Origin of the sequence: Cupriavidus phytorum, from assembly GCF_003254285.1 — a bacterium.
Lineage (GTDB): Bacteria > Pseudomonadota > Gammaproteobacteria > Burkholderiales > Burkholderiaceae > Cupriavidus > Cupriavidus phytorum.
Window position 1 is genome coordinate 37,727 of record NZ_QKZN01000019.1, and the last position, 21,892, is coordinate 59,618.

General features: G+C 65.8%; 22 protein-coding genes. 15 read left to right on the forward strand and 7 right to left on the reverse strand.

Features of this window, described 5'->3' with window-relative positions:
• Positions 1-46: 46 nt before the first annotated feature.
• Positions 47-688 carry a LysE family transporter gene (locus C7416_RS27550; protein ID WP_111521805.1) on the forward strand — a complete coding sequence of 214 codons (642 nt, stop codon included), beginning with the start codon at positions 47-49 and terminating at the stop codon, positions 686-688.
• A gap of 77 nt (positions 689-765) precedes the next feature.
• On the forward strand, positions 766-954 hold the full coding sequence (locus C7416_RS27555; protein WP_111521806.1) for a hypothetical protein: 189 nt from the start codon (positions 766-768) through the stop codon (positions 952-954).
• Here the strand turns inward: C7416_RS27555 and C7416_RS27560 are convergent.
• On the reverse strand, positions 936-1,658 hold the full coding sequence (locus C7416_RS27560; RefSeq protein WP_111521807.1) for a GntR family transcriptional regulator: 723 nt from the start codon (positions 1,656-1,658) through the stop codon (positions 936-938). The two genes, C7416_RS27555 and C7416_RS27560, sit on opposite strands and share 19 nt — an antisense overlap.
• Before the next feature lie 574 nt (positions 1,659-2,232).
• On the opposite strand from C7416_RS27560, the gene zwf reads away from it, so the two are divergent.
• Positions 2,233-3,720: a glucose-6-phosphate dehydrogenase gene (gene zwf / locus C7416_RS27565; protein ID WP_111521808.1), complete on the forward strand. Its 1,488-nt coding sequence runs from the start codon at positions 2,233-2,235 to the stop codon at positions 3,718-3,720.
• Positions 3,721-3,733: 13 nt separating this feature from the next.
• Here zwf and C7416_RS27570 read toward each other — a convergent pair whose 3' ends face one another.
• Both C7416_RS27570 and C7416_RS27575 read right to left on the reverse strand, forming a co-directional pair.
• Positions 3,734-5,275: a YifB family Mg chelatase-like AAA ATPase gene (locus C7416_RS27570; protein ID WP_111521819.1), complete on the reverse strand. Its 1,542-nt coding sequence runs from the start codon at positions 5,273-5,275 to the stop codon at positions 3,734-3,736.
• 91 nt (positions 5,276-5,366) lie between these two features.
• Positions 5,367-5,645: an accessory factor UbiK family protein gene (locus C7416_RS27575; RefSeq protein ID WP_012351595.1), complete on the reverse strand. Its 279-nt coding sequence runs from the start codon at positions 5,643-5,645 to the stop codon at positions 5,367-5,369.
• Positions 5,646-6,033: 388 nt separating this feature from the next.
• Between C7416_RS27575 and C7416_RS27580 the strand changes: the two genes are divergently transcribed.
• The 12 genes from C7416_RS27580 to mnmH all read left to right on the forward strand — a co-directional run bounded on the left by C7416_RS27580 (position 6,034) and on the right by mnmH (position 17,691).
• Complete coding sequence (locus C7416_RS27580; protein ID WP_111521809.1) at positions 6,034-6,816, forward strand: TorF family putative porin; 783 nt, start codon at positions 6,034-6,036, stop codon at positions 6,814-6,816.
• A 52-nt stretch (positions 6,817-6,868) separates the two neighbouring features.
• Entirely contained in the window at positions 6,869-7,207 is a 339-nt protein-coding gene (locus C7416_RS27585) for a P-II family nitrogen regulator (protein ID WP_010814843.1), read from the forward strand.
• A gap of 32 nt (positions 7,208-7,239) precedes the next feature.
• Positions 7,240-8,799 (forward strand): ammonium transporter, encoded by a 1,560-nt coding sequence (gene amt / locus C7416_RS27590; RefSeq protein WP_111521810.1) that lies wholly within the window; start codon positions 7,240-7,242, stop codon positions 8,797-8,799.
• A gap of 559 nt (positions 8,800-9,358) precedes the next feature.
• Complete coding sequence (gene gshA, locus C7416_RS27595) at positions 9,359-10,654, forward strand: glutamate--cysteine ligase (RefSeq protein WP_062802025.1); 1,296 nt, start codon at positions 9,359-9,361, stop codon at positions 10,652-10,654.
• Positions 10,655-10,662: 8 nt separating this feature from the next.
• Positions 10,663-11,628: a glutathione synthase gene (gene gshB / locus C7416_RS27600; RefSeq protein ID WP_111521811.1), complete on the forward strand. Its 966-nt coding sequence runs from the start codon at positions 10,663-10,665 to the stop codon at positions 11,626-11,628.
• A 78-nt stretch (positions 11,629-11,706) separates the two neighbouring features.
• Entirely contained in the window at positions 11,707-12,162 is a 456-nt protein-coding gene (locus tag C7416_RS27605; RefSeq protein WP_062796549.1) for a PTS sugar transporter subunit IIA, read from the forward strand.
• Complete coding sequence (locus tag C7416_RS27610; protein WP_018008656.1) at positions 12,131-12,400, forward strand: HPr family phosphocarrier protein; 270 nt, start codon at positions 12,131-12,133, stop codon at positions 12,398-12,400. The genes C7416_RS27605 and C7416_RS27610 overlap by 32 nt, the downstream gene beginning before the upstream one ends.
• Before the next feature lie 49 nt (positions 12,401-12,449).
• On the forward strand, positions 12,450-14,222 hold the full coding sequence (ptsP, locus tag C7416_RS27615; RefSeq protein ID WP_018008657.1) for a phosphoenolpyruvate--protein phosphotransferase: 1,773 nt from the start codon (positions 12,450-12,452) through the stop codon (positions 14,220-14,222).
• Between the two features lie 213 nt (positions 14,223-14,435).
• Positions 14,436-14,741 (forward strand): (2Fe-2S)-binding protein, encoded by a 306-nt coding sequence (locus C7416_RS27620; protein ID WP_026164535.1) that lies wholly within the window; start codon positions 14,436-14,438, stop codon positions 14,739-14,741.
• A 124-nt stretch (positions 14,742-14,865) separates the two neighbouring features.
• A complete protein-coding gene (bfr, locus tag C7416_RS27625) occupies positions 14,866-15,345 on the forward strand; it encodes a bacterioferritin (RefSeq protein WP_012351604.1) in 480 nt (159 codons plus the stop codon).
• A gap of 184 nt (positions 15,346-15,529) precedes the next feature.
• Positions 15,530-16,573: a selenide, water dikinase SelD gene (gene selD / locus C7416_RS27630; protein WP_111521812.1), complete on the forward strand. Its 1,044-nt coding sequence runs from the start codon at positions 15,530-15,532 to the stop codon at positions 16,571-16,573.
• 11 nt (positions 16,574-16,584) lie between these two features.
• Positions 16,585-17,691, forward strand: coding sequence for a tRNA 2-selenouridine(34) synthase MnmH (mnmH, locus tag C7416_RS27635; protein ID WP_111521820.1), 1,107 nt, complete (start codon positions 16,585-16,587; stop codon positions 17,689-17,691).
• Positions 17,692-17,698: 7 nt separating this feature from the next.
• Here the strand turns inward: mnmH and C7416_RS27640 are convergent, their stop codons facing one another.
• The 4 genes from C7416_RS27640 to C7416_RS27655 all read right to left on the reverse strand — a co-directional run.
• The gene (locus C7416_RS27640) at positions 17,699-18,679 is read right to left on the reverse strand and encodes a T6SS immunity protein Tli4 family protein (RefSeq protein WP_240988136.1); all 981 of its coding nucleotides are present in this window, start codon (positions 18,677-18,679) and stop codon (positions 17,699-17,701) included.
• 74 nt (positions 18,680-18,753) lie between these two features.
• Complete coding sequence (locus C7416_RS27645; protein WP_240988137.1) at positions 18,754-19,674, reverse strand: T6SS immunity protein Tli4 family protein; 921 nt, start codon at positions 19,672-19,674, stop codon at positions 18,754-18,756.
• A gap of 111 nt (positions 19,675-19,785) precedes the next feature.
• Positions 19,786-21,459 (reverse strand): esterase/lipase family protein, encoded by a 1,674-nt coding sequence (locus tag C7416_RS27650; RefSeq protein ID WP_240988138.1) that lies wholly within the window; start codon positions 21,457-21,459, stop codon positions 19,786-19,788.
• Positions 21,443-21,892 (reverse strand): DUF2345 domain-containing protein (locus C7416_RS27655; protein WP_146604312.1); only part of this gene is annotated, 450 nt, incomplete at its 5' end. The genes C7416_RS27655 and C7416_RS27650, both read right to left, overlap by 17 nt.

Below are 21,892 nucleotides of genomic sequence, written 5' to 3' on the forward strand. Positions count from 1 at the left end.
GGGGGCGATGCGCTGCCCCGCATGTTGCAGTCATAGGAGAGTTGAAATGCGTTGGGAAGTCTGGTTGGCCTATTTCGCCGCGTGCTGGGTGATCGCGGTGTCGCCGGGTTCAGGTGCGGTGCTGTCGATGAGCCATGGCCTGTCGTACGGGCTGCGCCGGACCACCACTACCATCTTCGGCCTGCAAGCCGGGCTGGTGATCGTGCTGCTGGTGGCCGGCGGCGGGCTGGGCGCGCTGCTGCTGGCCTCGGAGCAGGCCTTCATGGTGGTCAAGACCATCGGCGCGCTGTACCTGATCTATCTCGGCATCCAGCAATGGCGTGCCCGCGTGGAAGTGGATGCAGCACAGGACGGCGGACCGGTGCGCGTGGCGGTGATGAGCCGGCGCCGCCGTTTTGCGACGGGCTTGCTGACCAATGTGACCAACCCCAAGGGCATCATCTTCATGGTCGCGGTGCTGCCGCAGTTCATCGACCCGAACCGGCCGCTCGCGCCGCAGCTGGCGATCCTGGCGGCGACCATGTGCTGCGTCGACCTGGTGGTGATGCATGGCTACGCGCTGCTGGCGTCGCGTATGCAGGGGCTGTTCCGCAATGCCCGCGCGGTGCTGTGGCAGAACCGGTTTTTCGGCAGCGTGCTGATGGCGGTGGGTGCGGCGCTGTTCTTCGTGCGCCGCCAGCACGCCTGAGCGGCGCGGCATCCGCACTGGCGCGCGCGGGTGGGGTTTGCTTCAATGAGGAAGTAACCCCGCCACGGAGTCCCCGCATGCCTGCCTCGCTGAACCCGATCGCCGGTGCGCGCCTGCAGCCGCGCCATACCGTGCCCCCGGTGGAAGAGCCCGCGCCGCCGGGCGTGCCGCCCGATGTGCCGCTGTCGCCCGAGGACGACCCGCCCCCGCCGCCGGTGGAACCACCGGTGGCCGGCGCCGCCGGGCGCTATTGCTTCAGTTCGTAGAAGTCGTTCAGGCAGTACGCGTCGGTCAGCTCGACCGGCTTGTCGCCATGGGTGTAGCCAGTACGGTGGATATGCAGCAGCGGCTCGCCCGGCGCGATGCCCAGGCGCGCGGCCAGTTCCGCCGTGGCGACGACCGCGCGCAGCGTCTCGGTGACGCGCAGCACCGGCTTGCCGATCCGCTCCAGGTAAGCGTAGAGCGATTCGCCGATGGCGCTGGCGTCGGGCACCACGGCCAGCGCCAGCGTGGTCACATCCATCCAGTAGATCTGCCCGTCAGCCTTGCGCAGCCGCGTCAGCCTGACGATCTCGTCGCCCTCGGCCAGGTCCAGTTCCGCGCTTTCCTGCGCCGTGGCGCGGCGGCGCTCGAACCCCACCAGCTCGCTCGCCGGCGTCATGCCGCGCCGGCGCGCCAGTTCGCTGAAATTGTCAAGCCGCGCCGGCCTGGGCTCGGCGCGCGGGGCGATAAAGGTGCCCGCGCCGCGGTTGCGCGTGATGGTGCCTTCCTCGGCCAGCACCTGCAGCGCGTGCCGCGCGGTGACACGCGAAATCCCCAGCGAATCGACCAGCGTGCGCTCCGACGGCAGCGCATCGCCCGCCCGCCATTGCCCCGCCTGGATGGCGGCAGTGAGCTTGCGCGCTACCTGCAGGTAGATCGGCGTGGCATCGGCCTCGTTGGGCCGCAGCGCCTGCAACCTTTGATCCATGCGACTCGTCATGGGTACCAAAAGCCTGATGTCGGTGATACCACTTTAGGACTTTTAATCGCGTTGCGGGGAATCCTGCGCAGAGGGTGACGCCCGTGCCATGCGCACGGTATCCGTCAATTGGTACTGCATAGAGGCGCGTGCCCTGACGGTCTCTGCAGCCGTGCGCGTGCCGACGGCAGCCCTGCGGTTCGCGCACCTCTGTTTGGAACCGAACTTTCGCCCCAAGGCCTGCTGTGATATTGCCGCAGACGCGCTCGTTGAATACCAGATCGATACATCGTTGCTGAAGTGGCTCGTACCGGTATCCCCTTTTTGGCACGAACCGTTCATCGTTACGCTGAACCGGGCAGGAGTGGCGTGCCCCGACCGCTTGCGCCGGCCGTGTTCATGGCACGGATGATGCGGATGGTCCGATTGGCGTTTGCCGCTGTGCCGGCCGGCCAGCCGCAATACCTGCGCAACGTGACCGAGACATGCTGATCCGGCAGACTGCACGAACAACGCAAAACAATGCCGGCTTGCCCCTCCCCCGGCCAACCTCATCCGCCCATCGGCACGCAAGGAGCCCGTCATGCCAACCAACCGCACCGTCTCTGCTTTCGGCACTGCCGACGCCCGGCCGCTCGACCTCGTCATCTTCGGCGGCGCCGGCGACCTGTCGGCACGCAAGCTGCTGCCGTCGCTCTACATGTGCCACCGCGACGGCAACCTGCCCGAGGGTACCCGCGTCATCGGCGTGGGCCGGCACCGCTGGGACCGCGAGGCCTTTGTCAATTTTGCCGACGAAAGCGCACAACCGTTTGTCGATGCGCGCTATATCGAGCCCGCCAAATGGCAGGCCTTCCTGCAGCGGCTGGACTTCGTCCATCTCGACGCCGCGCAGGCGGCAGACTACCCGGCGCTGGCCGCGCAGCTGCGCAGCGACGCGCTGCGGATCTACTACATGGCGATGCCGCCGGGGCTGTTCGCCGCCACCTGCGACAACCTCGCCAGCCATGGCCTGATTGCCGACGATACCCGGCTGGTGCTGGAGAAACCGCTGGGCGTGGACCTGGCCTCGGCCATCGATATCGGCGAGGTGGTCAGCCGCTATTTCAGCGAGGACCGCACCTACCGCATCGACCACTACCTCGGCAAGGAGACGGTGCAGAACCTGATGGCGCTGCGTTTCGGCAATTCGATCTTCGAGCCGCTGTGGCGCACGCCGTTCGTGCGCAGCGTGCAGATTACCGTGGCCGAGACCGTGGGCGTGGGCACGCGCGGCGGCTTCTACGACGAGGCCGGCGCGATGCGCGACATGGTGCAGAACCACCTGCTGCAGCTGGTCAGCATCCTGGCGATGGAGCCGCCGGCGTCGCTCAACTCCGACGCGGTGCGCGATGAAAAGCTCAAGGTGCTGCGCTCGCTGCGACCGATGTCGCCCGAGGACGTGCGCCGCAACACCGTGCGCGGCCAGTACACCGCCGGCGCCATCGGCGGCGAGCTGGTGCGCGGCTACCTGCAGGAAGAGGGCATTCCGCCCGACAGCCGCACCGAGACCTTTGTCGCGATGCGGGCCGAGCTTGGCACCTGGCGCTGGAACCAGGTGCCGTTCTACCTGCGCACCGGCAAGCGCATGCAGGAGCGCGTGACCGAGGTGGTGATCCACTTCGCCGAGGTGCCGCATTCGATCTTCGACCCGGGCAGCACGCTGCAGCCCAACCGCATGGTGATCCGGCTGCAGCCGGAAGAATCGGTGCGGCTGACGCTGATGGTGAAGCAGCCGGGCGAGGGCATGCGGCTCAAGCCGCTGAGCCTGGCGCTGAATCTCGACTCGGCCTTCACCACGCGTCGCGCCGAGGCCTACGAGCGCCTGCTGCTCGATGTCATCCGCGGGCGGCTGGCGCTGTTCGTGCGGCGCGACGAGCTGCAGGCCGCCTGGACTTGGGTCGATCCGATCCTGGAGGCATGGCGCGCGCAGGACGAAGGCCCGCGGCCCTATACCGCGGGCACGTGGGGACCGGCGGCCTCGTCGGCGTTCATGGCGCGCGAGGGCGTGCAGTGGTCGGAAGAGGCCTGAGGCGGGGATCGCCCTAGCCGGCCATCCGCAGCGCGCGCCGGTACTGGATCGCCTCGCCCACGTGCGCGGCGTCCAGCACGTCGGCGCCGGCCAGGTCGGCAATGGTGCGCGCCACCTTCAGCACGCGGAAGTACGAGCGCGCCGACCAGGCCAGCCGCGTCATCGCGCCGCGCAGCAAGGCTTGCGCCTGCGGGTCCATGGCGCAGTGCTGCTCGATCTCGCGCCCGCCCAGCTCATTGTTGGGCTTGCCCTGGCGGGCCAGCTGCCGTTCGCGCGCGGCCAGCACGCGCGCGCGCACCGCGGCGCTGGCTTCGCCGGGCGGGCCGTCGAGCATTTCGCCCTGGTCCTGCGCGGGTACCTCGACCTGCAGGTCGATGCGGTCGAGCATGGGCCCGGAGATGCGCGACTGGTAGCGGCGCACCTGGTCGGGCGTGCAGCGGCAGGGCCGGTCGGGGTGGCCGAGGTAGCCGCACGGGCACGGGTTCATCGCCGCCACGAACTGGAAGCAGGCGGGGAAGTCGGCGTGGCCGTTGGCGCGGGCGATGGTGATGCGGCCCGATTCCAGCGGCTCGCGCAGGACTTCGAGCACGCGGCGGTCGAACTCGGGCAACTCGTCCAGGAACAGCACGCCGTGGTGCGCGAGCGAGATCTCGCCCGGGCGCGGATTGCCGCCGCCGCCGACCATGGCCGGGCCCGACGCGGTGTGGTGCGGCGCGCGGCAGGGACGCACGCCCCAGGCCTCGGCGCGAAAGCCGCCAGGGGTCAGGCTCATCACCGCGGCGGCTTCCAGCGCCTGCTGCAGCGACATCGGCGGCAGCAGGCCGGGCAGGCGCTGCGCCAGCATCGACTTGCCGGTGCCGGGGGGACCCACCAGCAGCACCGAATGTTGTCCGGCCGCGGCCACTTCCATGGCGCGGCGCGCCTGCGCCTGGCCGCGCACCTCGCGCATGTCGGGGCCGCGCTCGGCGGCGGCGGGCAGCAAGGCCGGCATGGCGCGGGGCAGCCGCGCCTCGGTCACGGGACCGAGGTGGTCGCAGGCCTGGCGCAGCGTGGCGGCCGCATGCACCGCCAGGTCTTCGATCAGCGCGGCTTCGGCGCCGTTGCCCGCGGCGACCAGGAATGCGCGCGGCGCCTCGCCCGAGCCGGCGCGGGCGGCATTGTCGCGCGCCAGCCCCATCGCCATGGCCAGCGCGCCGCGCACCGGGCGCAGCTCGCCGGACAGCGACAGCTCGGCGGCAAATTCATGCGCGTCGAGCGCGTCGGCCGGAATCTGCCCGCTGGCGGCCAGGATGCCCAGCGCGATCGCCAGGTCGAAGCGGCCGGATTCCTTGGGCAGGTCCGCCGGCGCCAGGTTGACGGTGATGCGGCGGTTGGGAAACTCGTAGCCGCTGTTGAGGATGGCGGCGCGCACGCGCTCGCGGCTTTCGCGCACGCCGGTGTCGGCCAGGCCGACGATGGTGAAGGCCGGCAGGCCGTTGGCCAGGTGGGTCTCGACCCGCACCGGCGGCGCGGCGATGCCGGTCAGGGCCCGGCTGCGTAGGACGGCAAGGCTCATGGCATCGAACCGCACGGAACTGTTAACGAAAAAGGCCGCCAGGACTGGCGGCCTTCAGGCAGGCTGGGGGATGGCGGCGGGACCGGCGTGCTCACGCGCCCCCGGTCGAATCCACCGAACCGGCGCCGGGCGGGATGCCGGCGCGGCGCTCCAGCTCGGCCACGCGGCTTTCCAGTTCCTCCAGGCGGGCGCGGGTGCGCGCCAGCACCTGTGACTGGACGTCGAATTCCTCGCGCGTGACCAGGTCTAGCCGGGCAAAGCCCTGGGTCATCATGCTGCGCACGTTTTTCTCGATGTCCCTTGCCGGCGAATTGCGCAGCGCCTCGCTGACCTTGTTCTGCAGGTCGTTGAAGAGGTCGGTCGGTTTCATGGTTTCTCCTTTGCGCACCTGACTGGTGCCAATCCGGTTGGGCATCTGGCGTATGGCGCGCTTTCGCACAGGAATTGGGCGCCCTGAATGCGGGCGGTTCCCGTGCGCGCTGGCCCTACGCAGCCACTGTCAGATCTCGATTATCGCCCCTGCGGCACGCCGGCGAAAGCTCCGGCGCCGCGCCGTTCACACCTTTTAACCCGATCTGGCGTCGCTGCGGGGCCGATTCAAGCCCGCGCGCGATGCTGGCCGGTGCGGACCGTGGCGCATGGACCGCTGCTTACGGTGGGGTGGCACGGCAGTTGCAGTAGTGAGGGCGAGCTGCCTCAAAGCTTTACCGGAATCCAACGAAACGAAATCCGAGCCACAGGAAAAGGAGAAAAACCCCATGAAGAAGTTGGCCCTTGCAGTCAGCGCGATGGTCCTGGCCAGTGCCGCCGGCGGCGCCCTGGCGCAGAGCACCGACGCCGCGGCCCCGGCTGCCGCGCCGGCCTCGCCGCATACGTTCACGGCCAACGTGTCGCTGGTCACGGACTACCGCTATCGCGGCATCAGCCAGACCAACCTGCGCCCGGCGATCCAGGGTGGTTTCGACTACGCGCACGAAAGCGGCTTCTACCTGGGCAACTGGAACTCCAGCATCAGCTGGCTCGAAGACGCCAACCCGGCAGTCTCGGCGCCGGTCGAGATGGACTTCTACGGCGGCTTCAAGAACACCTTCAAGGTGGCCGGCACCGAATTCGCCTATGACCTGGGCGTGCTCGAGTACTACTACCCGGGCGGCTACAACAACCCGCGCCCGTACACCACCGAGCTGTATGCCGGGGTTGGCTGGGGCCCGGTGTTCCTGAAGTACTCGCACTCGGTCACCAACCTGTTTGGCTGGGCCGACAGCAAGAACAGCTACTACGTCGACCTGAGCGCCAACGTGCCGCTCAACTTCTGGGACCTGACGCTGAACGCGCACGTCGGCTACCAGGGCGTGAAGCACAACAGCGACGCCTCGTACACCGACTGGAAGATCGGCCTGACCAAGGACCTGGGCAAGGGCTTTGCGCTGGCGGTCGCCTATGTCGACACCAACGCCAAGGAAGTGGCCTACACCAGCGCCAACCGCGGCCGCTACCTTGGCAAGGCCGCGGCCTGGGCCTCGATCACCAAGACTTTCTAACTCTGAAGCAGCCCGGGCGGGCTGATGCCGGTCCGCTCCCAGGAGAATCCTGATGAAACTCATCATCGCAGTCATCAAGCCGTTCAAGCTCGACGAGGTGCGCGAAGCGCTGTCGGACGTGGGCGTGTCCGGCATCACCGTGACCGAAGTGAAAGGCTTCGGTCGCCAGAAGGGCCATACCGAGCTGTACCGCGGCGCCGAATACATCGTCGACTTCCTGCCCAAGGTGAAGATCGAGGTGGCGGTGCCCGACGACGTGGTCGAGCGCGCCATCGAGGCGGTCGAGAAATCGGCCCGCACCGGAAAGATCGGCGACGGCAAGATCTTCGTGGCCCCGATCGAGCAGGTCATCCGCATCCGCACCGGCGAGACCGGCGGCGATGCCCTGTGACCCAAGACAGCATAGAGACAAAGGTGAATTCCATGAAAACCTGGATCAAGCGATTCCTGGCGGCGGGCGCGGTGGCGCTGGCCGTCGGCACGGCCGGCGTGGGCATGTCGACCCCGGCCGCGGCGCAGGACAAGCCGGCCGCCGAGGCTTCGGCCGCCGCCACTTCCGCGCCGGCCGCCGCAGCGGCTGCGGCGGCTCCCGCTGCGGCCCCGGCAGCGACCCCTGCAGCACCCCCCGCCGCGGCCGCACCGGCTGAAGCGGCCGCCGCGCCGGCCGCGCCCGTGCCCAACAAGGGCGACACCGCGTGGCTGCTGGTCTCGACCGCGTTCGTGATCCTGATGACGCTGCCTGGCCTGGCGCTGTTCTATGGCGGCCTGGTGCGCTCCAAGAACATGTTGTCAGTACTGATGCAGTGCCTGGTGATCTTCTCGCTGGTGGCGCTGCTGTGGGCCATCTACGGCTACAGCTTTGCCTTCACCGAGGGCAATGCCTTCTTCGGCGGCACCGACCGGCTGTTCATGAAGGGGCTGACGGTCGACGCCGTGGCCGCCACCTTCAGCAAGGGCGTGGTGCTGCCGGAACTGGGCTACTTTGCCTTCCAGTGCGCCTTCGCCTGCATCACCTGCGGCCTGATCATCGGCGCCTTCGCCGAGCGCGCGCGCTTCTCGGCGGTGCTGGTGTTCGTGGTGCTGTGGTTCACCTTCGCCTACCTGCCGATCGCCCACATGGTGTGGTTCTGGCCGGGCCCTGACGCCTACACCGACGCCGCCGCCGGCACCGCCGCAACGGCCAAGGCCGGCTGGCTGTTCCAGAAGGGCGCGCTGGACTTTGCCGGCGGCACCGTGGTGCACATCAATGCCGCGGTGGCCGGCCTGGTGGGCGCCTTTATGTTCGGCAAGCGCATCGGCTTCGGCCGCGAGGCGATCCGTCCGCACAGCCTGACCTTCACCATGGTGGGTGCCTCGCTGCTGTGGTTCGGCTGGTTCGGCTTCAACGCCGGCTCGGCGCTGGAAGCCAACGGCTCGGCCGCGCTGGCCTTCGTCAACACGCTGCTGGCGACCTGCGCCGCGGTGCTGTCGTGGACCTTCGGCGAGTGGATCGGCAAGGGCAAGCCGTCGATGCTGGGCGGCGCCTCGGGCGCGGTCGCCGGCCTGGTGGCAATCACCCCGGCCGCGGGCTTCGTCGGCCCGATGGGCTCGATCGTGATGGGCCTGGTGGCCGGCCTGCTGTGCCTGTGGGGCGTGACCGGACTGAAGCGCATGCTGGGCATGGACGACTCGCTCGACGTGTTCGGCGTGCACGGCGTGGGCGGCATCGTCGGCGCGCTGCTGACCGGCGTGTTCGCCGCGCCCAGCCTCGGCGGCACTGGCATCTACGACTACGTCGCCAACAAGGTGGCCGACGACTATTCGATCGCCGGCCAGCTGTGGGTGCAGTTCGAAGGGGTGCTGACCACCGTGGTGTGGTCCGGCGTGGTGGCCTTCGTCGCCTACAAGCTGGTGGACATGCTGATCGGGCTGCGCGTGCCGGAAGACGAAGAGCGCGAAGGCCTGGATATCACCTCGCACGGCGAGACCGCGTACGAAGGCTGATCGCAAAGGTGTTGTGCTGGAGAGCTGATTGGGAATCTGCTCTCAGGAGTTTTGCCCGGCTGCGTGCCGGGCTTTTTTACTTTGTTGCGTTGAGCGGGGTTGCAGACATTTGCCTGCGGCCAACAGACGTCGCACGCGCGGACAGGGCCCATCACGACGCTCATCCCAATTGCCAGTGAAACCCGCTAGCCCAGTGCCGGCGCGGGCAAGCCGGCAATCCCGCGCGCCGCGCGCGGGCTTTTCGCAAAGTGCTTAACTCCGATCTTAAAAAGCTTCAATTGTCTTTAATGTGCGGCGCACATACATTGCCATTGAGGCAGTTTCCTCCACCTGCAGAACGCTCCCCGTATCTGTCAGGCCATTTAAAAGCGCGGCATCGCCGCGCTTTTTTTTTGCCCGGACGCGGTCGCCGGCGCGGCCTCTTTATTTCGCGCCGCCCATCCCCATATGGTTATCCCTTATGCCAGGCGCTGCATATCCTTATAAAGGGTGCGCCAGCGCCTGGTTGGACGTTCCTCTACAATCGGGGCGAACGATTAAGACGATCTATAGGATGGATATGGTCCCGCATCTCATCACCGCGCTGAACGGTCCGCTGCTCGAACTGGAAAAGAAGATCCTGGACGCGACGCCGTCCATCGAGCGCTGGTTCAGGCTGGAATGGCAGGAGCATACGCCCCCGTTCTATTGCTCGGTGGACCTGCGCAACGCCGGCTTCAAGCTGGCGCCGGTCGATACCAACCTGTTCCCGGGCGGCTTCAACAACCTGGCCCCCGAGATGCTGCCGCTGGCGGTGCAGGCGGCGATGGCCGCGATCGAGAAGATCTGCCCGGATGCCAAGAACCTGCTGCTGATCCCGGAGCGCCACACCCGCAATATGTTCTACCTGCAGAACGTGGCGCGGCTGTCGCTGATCATGCGCCAGGCCGGGCTGAACGTGCGCCTGGGCTCGCTTTCCGAGGAAATCACCGAACCGACCCCGATCGAACTGCCCGACGGCCAGACCCTGGTGGTCGAGCCGCTGGCGCGCCTGGGCACCAAGGGCCGCCGGCTGGGGCTGAAGGACTTCGACCCCTGTTCGATCTTGCTCAACAACGACCTGTCGGCCGGCATTCCGCCGATCCTGGAAAACATCAACGAGCAGTACCTGCTGCCGCCGCTGCACGCCGGCTGGTCCACGCGCCGTAAGAGCAGCCACTTTTCCGCCTATGACGAGGTGGCGAAGAAGTTCGCCAAGCTGATCGACATCGACCCGTGGATGGTCAACCCGTACTTCGCCCGTACCACCGGCGTGAATTTCCACGAACGCGTGGGCGAGGAGGAACTGGCCGACGCGGTCGAAGGCGTGCTGAAGAAGATCGCCAAGAAGTACCGCGAGTACGGCATCAAGGAGACGCCGTACGTGGTGGTCAAGGCCGATGCGGGCACCTATGGCATGGGCATCATGACCGTGCGCGACCCGTCCGAGATCAAGGGCCTGAACCGGAAAGAGCGCAACAAGATGAGCGTGGTCAAGGAGGGCCTGGAGGTCAGCGACGTCATCATCCAGGAGGGCGTGCACACCTTCGAGAAGGTCAACGAGGCGGTGGCCGAGCCGGTGGTCTACATGATCGACCGCTACGTGGTGGGCGGCTTCTACCGCGTGCACACCGGCCGCGGCAACGACGAGAACCTGAACGCGCCGGGCATGCATTTCGTGCCGCTGGCGTTTGCGCCCAACGGCATTCCGGACAGCCACGCCAAGCCCGGCGCGGCGGTGCCGAACCGCTTCTACATGTATGGCGTGGTGGCGCGGCTGGCGTTGCTGGCGGCGTCGCTGGAGCTCGAGAAGACCGACCCTAACCCGATCATCTGAACGCCGCCATGCGCATCCTTTTCATCACCGATCCGCTGGAGACCTTCAAGACCTACAAGGACTCCACCTACGCCATGATGGCCGAGGCCGCCGCGCGCGGCCACGAGCTGTACTGGTGCCTGCAGCCGCAACTGGCGCTGTCCGGGCGCACGGTCGAGACCGTGGCCACGCGCCTGCACCTGACCGGCGACGATGGCGGCGAACGCGGCGCCTGGTACCGCGAGGGCAACAGCGCGCTCGAGCCGCTGTCGGCCTTCGACGCGGTGCTGATGCGCAAGGACCCGCCCTTCGACATGGAATACGTGACCAGCACCTGGCTGCTGGAGCTGGCCGAGGCGCAGGGCGCGCGCGTCTTCAACAAGCCGCGGGCGATCCGCGACCATTCCGAGAAGCTGGCGATTGCGCAGTACCCGGAATTCATCACGCCGACGCTGGTCACGCGCGACCTGGCGCGTATCCGCGATTTCCACGCCGAGCATCGCGACATCATCGTCAAGCCGCTCGACGGCATGGGCGGCATGGGCGTGTTCCGGGTCGGCGCGGACGGCATGAACCTGGCCGCGATCGTCGAGACGCTGGGCCAGGACGGCGCCCGCTCGCTGATGGTGCAGCGCTATATCCCGGCGATCAAGGACGGCGACAAGCGCGTGCTGCTGATCGGCGGCGTGCCGGTGCCGTATTCGCTGGCTCGCGTGCCGATGGCCGGCGAAGTGCGCGGCAACCTCGCCGCGGGCGGCACTGGCCGTGCCCAGGAGCTGAGCCGGCGCGACCGCGAGATCGCCGAGGCGCTGGCGCCGGGGCTGTGGGAGCAGGGCCTGCTGCTGGTCGGCCTGGACGTCATCGGTGACTACCTGACCGAGGTCAATGTGACGAGTCCGACCTGTTTTCAGGAGATCACGCAGCAGACCGGCTTCCATGTCGCGGCGATGTTCATCGACGCGCTCGAGCACGCGGTCGGCGCTGCCGGCAGCTAGGCCCGACCCGCCCGGGCGGGCAGCGGGAGCGCCGGGGGGCGCCTGCTACAATCGGGGCAATCCAACGGATTCACCATCATGGCAGGCATCCTGATCATCGCGCACACCCCGCTGGCGTCAGCCCTGCGCGATTGCGCCGCCCACGTCTACTGTGGCCAGCCGCAGCGGCTGGAAGCCATCGACGTCCTTCCCGATGCCGATCCCGCCGCCGTGCTGGCCGAGGCCAGGCGCCGGCTGGATGCCATCTGCGAAGACAACGGCGCGCTGGTCCTGACCGACATCTTCGGCGCCACTCCCGCCAATATCGCCGCGCGCCTGGCCGAGCCGGGCCGTGTGCGCGTGCTGGCCGGCGTCAACCTTCCCATGCTGGTCCGTGCCATCTGCTACCGGGCCGAGAAGCTGGACCAGCTTGCCACCAAGGCGCTGGCCGGCGGCTCGCAGGGCGTGCTGCAGGTCGGCACCACCACCGTCCAGAATCAAACCGCCAATCATCCCGACAAATATGCTGCAGAGGGACACCACCATCATCAATAAACTCGGACTGCATGCACGCGCGTCCGCCAAGCTGACCCAGCTCGCCGGCAGCTTTGTCAGCCAGGTCAAGATGTCCCGCAACGGACGCCAGGTCGATGCCAAGAGCATCATGGGCGTGATGATGCTCGCCGCCGGGATCGGCTCGACCATCACCATCGAAACCGAGGGTCCCGACGAACAAGAGGCGATGGACGCGCTGCTGGCACTGATCGCCAACCGCTTTGGTGAAGGGGAGTGAGGCCGGCGGCCTTGACCCGAATTGATAAACGTTCCTGACGGAGCGGTACATGCCTTTCGCCTTGCACGGCATCCCGGTCTCGCGCGGCGTCGCCATCGGGCGCGCGCACCTGCTTGCGCCCGCGGCGCTGGACGTGTCGCACTACCTGGTCGATGAAGAGCAGCTCGACGCCGAGGTGGAACGGCTGCGCGCCGCGCGCGCCGCGGTGCGCGCCGAACTGGCCGCGCTCAAGCGCGACCTGCCGCGCGACGCGCCCGAAGAGATGGGCGCCTTCCTCGACGTGCACGCGATGATCCTCGACGACGAGGCGCTGGCGCGCGAGCCTGAGGCGCTGATCCGGGGCCGGCGCTACAACGCCGAATGGGCCCTGACCACGCGCCTCGAAGAGCTGATGCGCCAGTTCGACGAGATCGAGGACGAATACCTGCGCGAGCGCAAGGCCGACATCCAGCAGGTGGTGGAGCGCATCCTGAAGGCGCTGGCCGGCGCCCCGGTGCTGGTGCCGGCGCCGGTGCCCGCGCTGGCAGCCGACGGCGAGCCCGCGCCCGGCGTGATCGTGGTGGCCCACGACATCGCGCCGGCCGACATGCTGCAGTTCCGCCACACCGTATTCCACGGCTTTGTTACCGACCTGGGCGGACGCACCTCGCATACCGCGATCGTCGCGCGCAGCCTCGACATCCCGGCCGCGGTCGGCGTGCAGAGCGCAAGCGAGCTGATCCGCCAGGACGACTGGATCATCATCGACGGCGACGCCGGCCTGGTGATCGTCGATCCCACCGCCATCATCCTCGAGGAATACCGCCACCGGCAAAGCGAGCGCGTGCTGGAGAAGAAGCGCCTGCAGCGCCTGCGCCATACGCCGGCGGTGACGCTCGACGGGATCGAGATCGAGCTGCTGGCCAATATCGAGATGGCCGAGGATGCCGGTGCCGCGCTGGCCGCCGGCGCGGTCGGCGTCGGCCTGTTCCGCTCCGAGTTCCTGTTCATGAACCGGCGCGACGAGCTGCCGGGCGAGGAAGAGCAGTTCCAGGCGTACCGTGGCGCAGTCGATGCCATGCACGGGCTGCCGGTGACCATCCGCACTATCGATATCGGCGCCGACAAGCCGCTCGACGCCCGCGGCGACGGCCGCGCCGATGACTTCGAGACCGCGCTGAACCCGGCGCTGGGCCTGCGCGCGATCCGCTGGTCGCTGTCGGAGCCCGGCATGTTCCTGACCCAGCTGCGCGCGCTGCTGCGCGCCTCGGCCTTCGGCCCGGTGCGGCTGCTGGTGCCGATGCTGGCGCACGCCAGCGAGATCGACCAGACCCTGGCGCTGATCGCCAAGGCCAAGCGCCAGCTCGACGAGCGCGGCGAACCGTACGACCCTGGCATGAAGGTCGGGGCCATGATCGAGATCCCGGCAGCGGTGCTGCTGCTGCCGCTGTTCCTGCGCAAGATGGATTTCCTGTCCATCGGCACCAACGACCTGATCCAGTACACGCTGGCGATCGACCGCGCCGACAACGCGGTGGCGCACCTGTTCGACCCGCTGCATCCGGCGGTGCTGCAGCTGGTGGCGCGCACCATCCGCGAAGCCAACCGCGCCGGCGTGCCGGTGGCGGTGTGCGGCGAGATGGCGGGCGATCCGTCGATGACGCGGCTGCTGCTGGGCATGGGGCTGCGCGAATTCTCCATGCACCCGGCGCAACTGCTGCGGGTCAAGCAGGAAATCCTGCACGCCAACTGCGAACGGCTGGAACCGCTGGTCGACCAGCTATTGCAGGCTTACGATCCCGAGGAACAGGCCGCTGTCCTGCGGCAGATTGCACGACCCTGACGACGTCAGGGTTTTCCGAGCCAAAAGGCGGCTGACGCGGCACTTCCCCACGCAGGAAAGTGCGGCGCCAGCCGCCTTCTTTTTACGTCCTGTGACGCCTTACCGACCTTCGTCGATGTGGCTTAATGGGAATTGTTATCATTATTGATCTCTGATATTCTGACGTTCATTCGCAGGGACATGCCGGTGTCCCGCGCCCCAACGGAGGGACTTGTGTACGTCTGCATCTGCAACCAGATCACCGATCGTGAGATTCACGGTGCCGCGCACCTGGGCGTCGAGACCCTCGACGAACTGGCTGAAACGCTCGGCGTCGGCACGTGCTGCGGCCGCTGCCGCGAGTGCGCGCAGCAGGTGTTGCAGGAAGGCGTGGCCGCGGTACGCAATGTCACGGTGGCGACCCTCGCTAGCATCCAGGTTGTGGAGATTTCTTCCTGTTCCGCTTCGGGCCCATGTACCATAATGGACACTCGGGACCCGGCAGTCGCGAACGACCAGCGCAAGGCGCTGGTGGCCTGAACGCGCCCATGAACTGAAAAGTTCAGTTCACGGCGCGTTTTTGCGCATTCCTTTTTTCTGACTGCACGGCGCCATTGGCGCCGTTTCGTATTTTTGCGCGGGCCCGATGCAACAGGAGCCGCCAATGAAAGGTGACAAGAAGGTCATCCAGCATCTGAACGCCCAGCTCAAGAACGAGCTGACCGCGATCAACCAGTATTTCCTGCACGCCCGCATGTATCGCCACTGGGGCCTGAAGAAGCTCGGCGACGTGGAGTACAAGGAATCGATCGGCGAGATGAAGCACGCCGACCGCCTGATCGACCGCATCCTGATGCTGGACGGCCTGCCCAACCTGCAGGACCTGCACAAGCTGCTGCTCGGCGAAGACACGCCCGAGATGCTCAAGTGCGACCTGAAGCTGGAACAGACCGCGCACACCACCGTCAAGGAAGGCATTGCCTATTGCGAATCGGTCGGCGATTACGTCAGCCGCGAAATTCTGGTCGATATCCTCACCGATACCGAGGAACATATCGAGTACCTGGAAACGCAGCTGGACCTGATCGACAAGGTCGGGCTGCAGAATTACCTGCAGTCGCAGATGGAGCCGGGCGAGCAATAAGCCGCCGTCTTCGGCGCGGCCGCTCCTACGGGCGGCCCGCCCCAGCGCGCGGCGCCGATCGGTGCCGCCCGGTTGCTCGCCTGCAGGCAGTAACCCTTCTCATTCCAATTCCTCTCTTCATCCAGGCGTCGCCGGCGGGGCCAAGGCTCCTGACCCGCCGGCGCGCCGCGCGGAGCCCACGCCCATGACCAGTCCCATCCGCCTGACGCAGTACAGCCACGGTGCCGGCTGCGGCTGCAAGATTTCCCCCAAGGTGCTCGACGTGATCCTGGCCGGCAGCGGCGCCCAGCACCTGGACCCGCGCCTGTGGGTCGGCAATGCCTCGCGCGATGACGCGGCGGTGTATGCGCTGGACGGCGCCGATGGCCCGCGCGGCGTGGTGTCCACCACCGACTTCTTCATGCCCATCGTCGACGATCCGTTCGACTTCGGCCGCATCGCCGCTACCAATGCGATCAGCGACATCTACGCCATGGGCGGCGACCCGCTGATGGCCATCGCCATCCTGGGCTGGCCGGTCAACGTGCTGCCGCCCGAGGTGGCGCGCGAAGTGGTGGCGGGCGGGCGCCGCGCCTGCGACGACGCCGGCATTCCGCTGGCAGGCGGGCATTCGATCGACGCGCCCGAGCCCATCTTCGGCCTGGCGGTGACGGGACTGGTCGAGCGTGCGCACATGAAGCGCAACGACACCGCCACGCCCGGCTGCCGGCTGTACCTGACCAAGCCGCTCGGCATCGGCGTGCTGACCACGGCCGAGAAGAAGGGGCTGCTGCGTGACGACAACCGCCACCTGGCGCGCGACTGGATGTGCGTGCTGAACCGGCCCGGCAGCGCCTTCGGGCGCTTGCCCGGCGTGCGCGCGATGACCGACGTCACCGGCTTCGGGTTGCTGGGCCACCTGGTCGAAATGGCCGACGGCAGCGGCCTGACCGCACGCATCGACTATGCGGCGGTGCCGGTGCTGGATGACGTGACCGACTACATCGGCCAGGGCTGCGTGCCGGGCGGCACTCAGCGCAACTTCGACAGCTACGGCCACCGCATCGCGCCGCTCAGCGAGACCCAACGCGCGCTGCTGTGCGATCCTCAGACCAGCGGCGGCCTGCTGGTCGCGGTCGAGCCCGCCGGCGAAGGCGCGTTCCTGGCCGAATGCCAGCGCCTGGGGCTGGCGCTCGCCCCGATCGGCGAGATGGTGGCGCGCGCCGCGCTGGCCGTAGAGATCCGCTGATGCGCCCGATGATGCGTCCAGATACCGCCGACTTCCGCAAACTGTTCCTCAGTGGCGTCGCCATGCTGGACGTGCGCGCGCCGCTGGAGTTCGCGCGCGGGGCCTTTCCCGGCGCGGTCAACCTGCCGCTGATGGACGATGCCGAGCGCCACGAGGTGGGCCTGTGCTATGCGCAGAAGGGCCAGCAGGCGGCGATCGAACTCGGCCACCAGCTCGTGTCCGGCCAGCGCAAGGCGGCGCGCATCGCCGCCTGGGCGGAGTTTGCGCGCGCGCATCCGGACGGCTACCTGTATTGCTTTCGCGGCGGCCTGCGCTCGCAGCTGGTGCAGCAGTGGCTGCGCGATGCGGGCGTCGACTATCCGCGCGTGACCGGCGGCTACAAGGCGATGCGCGGTTTCCTGATCGAAACCATCGATACCGCGGCGACTACGCAGCCGTGGTTCGTGGTGGGCGGGCTGACTGGCAGCGGCAAGACCGACGTGCTGGCCGACGTGCCCGCGTCGATCGACCTGGAAGGCCACGCGCGCCACCGCGGCTCCGCCTTCGGCCGCCGCGCGCTGCCGCAGCCGCCGCAGATCGATTTCGAGAACGCCCTCGCCATCGACGTGCTGCGTCATCTCGACGCCGGCTGGCGCGCGCTGGTGGTGGAAGACGAAGGCCGCTTCATCGGCAGCCGCGACGTGCCGCAGGCGCTGTCGCAGCGCATGCAGGCCAGTCCGCTGGTATGGCTGGAAGCGCCGTTCGACGCCCGCGTCGAACGCGTGCTGCGCGACTACGTGCAGGGACTGGCGGCGGAATTCATCGACACCAAGGGCAGCGCGGAAGGCTTCGATGCCTACGCCACCCGCCTGCGCGAAGCCATGGCCGCGATCGCGCCGCGGCTTGGCGGCGCCCGCTACGGCAAGCTGTCTGCGCTGCTGGACCAGGCGCTCGCGCGCCAGGCCGAGTGCGGCGAGGTAGCGCTGCACCGCGGCTGGATCGAAGTGCTGCTGCGCGACTACTACGACCCCATGTATGACTACCAGCGCGCCCAGCGCGAGGCGCGCATCGTCTTCCGCGGCGACCGCGATGCCGTGACGGACTGGCTGCTGGCGCACACGGCACGGCAAGGGGAATAGGGCGGCGTTACACCGCCCCGGGTCGCAGCCGGATGGAGTCGATGATGGCATCCCATAGCTGCAGCGCCTCATCATCGGACTGGAATGCTGGCTGATACGGTGTCTGCGGACTGTCCACCGGCTGCTCGAGCACGCGCAGGCCTGCCGACACGTTTTGCTCGGATAAGGACTTGTTTTTTCCTTGGGATTCCCAGGCGAATACATAAACACGCTGGCCATTGCCCGTCGCGGCGGTTGCGTACTCTTCCGCGGGAATCGCACCGACATTGCGTTCGCGCTTGCGCAATACCTTCAGGCCGGCGAGCGGACCGAGTACTGCCTTGGTCAGGAAGTTGTCAACGCGTTCGAGCAGACGGTCTTCCTCGGCGCCGGTGCTGGCGTCAAAGCTGATGAAGGCGTTGGGGTGTTGGGGCAGCGTGATGCCGACCTGGACGCTCTCCGAACGGTAGTCGTTGCCGGCGATGAATGCCTTGTCGATGCAGAAGCCGGGGCCCGTGGGGATTTCATTATCGGCGCGGGAGCGGATATTGGCGGCGAGCGTGTTCAGGAACGCGACCGCCATGGCCTGCCTGCTAGCCGAGATGTCCCCGCTGTACTTGAACGCTTGCCATGGGCTGGTAGTTGCCAGATAAGCTTCCTCATACATCAGTATGGTGCGCCGTGGGCTGCTCCAGGAAAGCAAGCTTGTCGAGCCATTGCCATGATCGATACGACGCACCAGCATGCTTCCGGCTGTGTCATGGGCCATGGACTGCAATGCGATGGTTCTCTGCTCTACCTTGCCTTGCAGGGATGCCGCATTCGGCACCGTTAAGCGCTCGATATCGGCTCCCCACAATTTGTAGCTGGCGCGAGCGTTCGCTTGCGGTGGTAAATCGATCAAGTAGCGACCAAAACAGTGAGTGCTCCAGCCTTCCTTGCTGACGATTAAATGTGTCGCTGTTGTTTGTGCGCCAGCCATTGAGACAGACAATGCAAGCGTGAACACAGCTGCTGCAAGACTGCAGGATCTGGTTCGAGGGCGGACCATTGCGACTGGGCGAATTTGTCGCTTGGCGGGCCCTAAGCTGCGCCGGGACGCAGCCGAATGGAATCGATGATGGCATCCCATAGCTGCAGCGCCTCATCATCTGACTGGAATGCCGGCTGATACGGTGTCTGCGGACTGTCCACCGGCTGCTCGAGGACGCGCAGGCCGGCCGACACGTTTTGCTCGGACAAGGACTTGTTCTTCCCCTGGGATTCCCAGGCGAATACATAAACACGCTGGCCATTACCCGTCGCGGCGGTTGCGTACTCTTCCGCGGGAATCGCACCGACATTGCGTTCGCGCTTGCGCAATACCTTCAGGCCGGCGAGCGGGCCGGATACTGCCTTGGCCAGGAAGTTATCAACGCGTTCGAGCAACCGGTCTTCCTCGGCGCCGGTGCTGGCGTCAAAGCTGATGAAGGCGTTGGGGTGTTGGGGCAGCGTGATGCCCACCTGCACGCTTTCGGAACGGTAGTCGTTGCCGGCGATAAAGCCCTGGTCGATGCAGAAGCCGGGGCCGGTGGGGATTTCGTTGTCGGAGCGGGAGCGGATGTTTTTGGCGAGCGAATCAGCAAGGGCTACAGCTGTTTCCTGCTTATCCGGAGAAATATCTCCTTCGTAATGGAAAACGCGCGATGGATCGGTGGCGACAAGGAACGACTCCATCCACATGAGTTCCTTGCTAAATGGAGCCTTCCACGAAATCAGGCTGGCCGAACCGTTCTGATGAGACACGCGGCGAACATAGAGGCTGCCTTCGAGCTTTTTATGCGGTATGGCCTTTAGCTGCGCTTCGCGTTTGCGGATCTCGGAATTCAAACTCTCTGGTGTCTTGCCAATCGAATAGGTGATTGGGTCACCCCAGACCTTGTAGGAAGTACGAATGACGGCTTGCGGCGGAAGGTCGACCAGGTAACGACCAAAACAATGAGTGCTCCAGTCAGTCTTATTCATGATGGGTTGTCTCGAAATCGTTTGTGCATGAGCAATCATTGCGGGTACAAAAATACCGAAGATCACAAGAGCACGAGAAAAGTATCGGTTGCGGCGAGTCATCATTGATCGTTAGGGTGCCCAGTCAGCCAGTTGTGCAATTCTAATGATGCCATATAGGGTGGCCCATCGAGCGCGGGAGTCGTTGTAACTGGATTGATGATCATAACCCTTGTGTTCGATATTACAGGCCCCATTTCCCATGGGACCTTGACGGAAGCTTGCTTTTACTCCGGATCCATGCGGTGCTTCGCCAGAAGATGTGGGAACGGTGCCATCTCCCGAGCCGTTTACTCGGGTTAATTTCGGTCCATCGCGAAATTCGCCCAAACGAAAACTTCCATTGCCGTTGTCATTTTCGGTGAACTGAGAAATCGAAAATGGCATTGTGTTTCCTCGCCAAACTATATCTTGCCAGCTGTGCATCGACTTCGAACCATCTGCGCCGTAATGGACAAAGCTTTCATTGTGATACTGTGAAGAAATATCGCGATGAAACGTTTCTACTTCATCAATCAAAAAATTAAACCTTGCTCTCGTATTTTTTTTCGTGCCGCCCTCAGTCTCGGACAGGTCCAGGAACTTTGTATTCTGTGCGGGCACCAATCCATACCAGGATGGGTTTTTATAGATTTCATCATATGGATTCCCGATCCGCGGATAGTTACATGGCATGCCATCTTCGTCAGTACTGGCCAAGCCTTTGGAGTCTTGCAGCAATAGCCAAGGCTGACCGCTTCTGTGATCGAAGGTCGGACATAGTTCGAGGGCTCCGGCCGAATTGGCGACGACTGCAGTCACTTCCCCAGCGTTAGAGCCCAGAATCAACTGCTCAGGCCCCTCATAGCCCGCACGCATGTGATGGTAAATCGCCGGCGCCCCTGTCGCCGGCAGCACGCCATGGACCACACCTAGCACCTTCTCATAGCCGACAAGATTCGTGAGCGCGCGCGCCACGAGCCCGCCCATGGAATGCGTAACCAGGATGACCTTGTCGGCTGGTACCGGAGGCTTCTGTTCGCGGTAATGCCTCAGCACTGTGTTTTCAATGTAAAGCCTGACGTCTTCGGCGGACTTCCGGTTGGATTGAAGCCAGTTGTAGCCGGCGCACCAGACATCGAAGTCATAGCGTGCTGCTTTCATGAGTTCCGGTTCCGTCAAAGGCGGCTGTCCGGTTTCCTCACCATAGTCACCGGGCGGGCGCAGGCCTTCAGTCGACCACCATCCTTGTAGCGTGCGGTTGGCAACGATGCGGCTGGTGCGCGCCTCCAGTAACCCCATGACCGGGTTATAGGAGGTGCGCAGCACGCTGCCCCAGCCTCGCTTGCGCGCGGTTTCTTTTGCTAGTCCCGATTCCCCGACGTCAATAGAGCCTCCGTTGTCCACAGTCAAATCTTCCGCTTTCAGGATTTGCTGCCGTTGCTTTGGTCCTCGTATGCCCCATGTCGCCAAGGCGGCGACGACGCCAAGTATGTCGGCCAGGTTCAGGCTCATATTCGGTGGCCGCCAGACAGCATCGCCCGTCTTTTTGTTCTTCAGATTGGTTCCCATGATGCCTGGCAGGAACACGATCGGAATCACTGCGGGCAGCTTGGTCTCGATGACCTTGGTTCGCGTGTCCTCGGTGGGTGTCAGGTGCGTGTCAAAGACCGGTCGCCCGTCGATATTGCGCGTGCGCGATATCACGACTTCCGATTCGGACGGACTGCGCTCGTTTTGCATTGCCACCTCAGCCGTTTTGGTCACGTGACTTCCCAAGTACGCGCAACTGAACATGCTCCATCGAAATGCCTCGCTGTTTCGGCAAGCGGCCCTCACTGTCTGTCACAAGCTTGATGCGTGCGCCATCATTCCGGCGCAGTTCAACTTGCACGTTTCGCAGCGGCTCTCCGGTGATTTCGTCCCTCAAAAGGTAGGCGTCATCGAACGGCGTTTGGGGCCACGTATTCATCTCTCTTGAGGCATGGGTCGGCCCTTCGAACTTCCTTTGCGCCGCCTTATAGGTAATCGGCCCCGGACATTCGAAGGTGATATTGCCGCCCTCGATGGTGATGGCAGCCCCGCCAGCCGTCGCAATGCGAATGCGCTTGGCCGCGGCAAAGTCCACATTCATGTTGGCCGAGACAATGGTCAGGTCCTCCCGCGCCGCCAGCTTCAGCAAATCATGCTGCGCCTGGAG

Bases quoted from the DNA above. Each gene is read 5' to 3' on its own strand.
- C7416_RS27550 (WP_111521805.1), top strand. From the start codon at position 47: ATGCGTTGGGAAGTCTGGTTGGCCTATTTCGCCGCGTGCTGGGTGATC.
- C7416_RS27555 (WP_111521806.1), top strand. From the start codon at position 766: ATGCCTGCCTCGCTGAACCCGATCGCCGGTGCGCGCCTGCAGCCGCGC.
- C7416_RS27560 (WP_111521807.1), bottom strand. From the start codon at position 1,658: ATGGATCAAAGGTTGCAGGCGCTGCGGCCCAACGAGGCCGATGCCACG.
- zwf (WP_111521808.1), top strand. From the start codon at position 2,233: ATGCCAACCAACCGCACCGTCTCTGCTTTCGGCACTGCCGACGCCCGG.
- C7416_RS27570 (WP_111521819.1), bottom strand. From the start codon at position 5,275: ATGAGCCTTGCCGTCCTACGCAGCCGGGCCCTGACCGGCATCGCCGCG.
- C7416_RS27575 (WP_012351595.1), bottom strand. From the start codon at position 5,645: ATGAAACCGACCGACCTCTTCAACGACCTGCAGAACAAGGTCAGCGAG.
- C7416_RS27580 (WP_111521809.1), top strand. From the start codon at position 6,034: ATGAAGAAGTTGGCCCTTGCAGTCAGCGCGATGGTCCTGGCCAGTGCC.
- C7416_RS27585 (WP_010814843.1), top strand. From the start codon at position 6,869: ATGAAACTCATCATCGCAGTCATCAAGCCGTTCAAGCTCGACGAGGTG.
- amt (WP_111521810.1), top strand. From the start codon at position 7,240: ATGAAAACCTGGATCAAGCGATTCCTGGCGGCGGGCGCGGTGGCGCTG.
- gshA (WP_062802025.1), top strand. From the start codon at position 9,359: ATGGTCCCGCATCTCATCACCGCGCTGAACGGTCCGCTGCTCGAACTG.
- gshB (WP_111521811.1), top strand. From the start codon at position 10,663: ATGCGCATCCTTTTCATCACCGATCCGCTGGAGACCTTCAAGACCTAC.
- C7416_RS27605 (WP_062796549.1), top strand. From the start codon at position 11,707: ATGGCAGGCATCCTGATCATCGCGCACACCCCGCTGGCGTCAGCCCTG.
- C7416_RS27610 (WP_018008656.1), top strand. From the start codon at position 12,131: ATGCTGCAGAGGGACACCACCATCATCAATAAACTCGGACTGCATGCA.
- ptsP (WP_018008657.1), top strand. From the start codon at position 12,450: ATGCCTTTCGCCTTGCACGGCATCCCGGTCTCGCGCGGCGTCGCCATC.
- bfr (WP_012351604.1), top strand. From the start codon at position 14,866: ATGAAAGGTGACAAGAAGGTCATCCAGCATCTGAACGCCCAGCTCAAG.
- selD (WP_111521812.1), top strand. From the start codon at position 15,530: ATGACCAGTCCCATCCGCCTGACGCAGTACAGCCACGGTGCCGGCTGC.
- mnmH (WP_111521820.1), top strand. From the start codon at position 16,585: ATGCGTCCAGATACCGCCGACTTCCGCAAACTGTTCCTCAGTGGCGTC.
- C7416_RS27645 (WP_240988137.1), bottom strand. From the start codon at position 19,674: ATGAATAAGACTGACTGGAGCACTCATTGTTTTGGTCGTTACCTGGTC.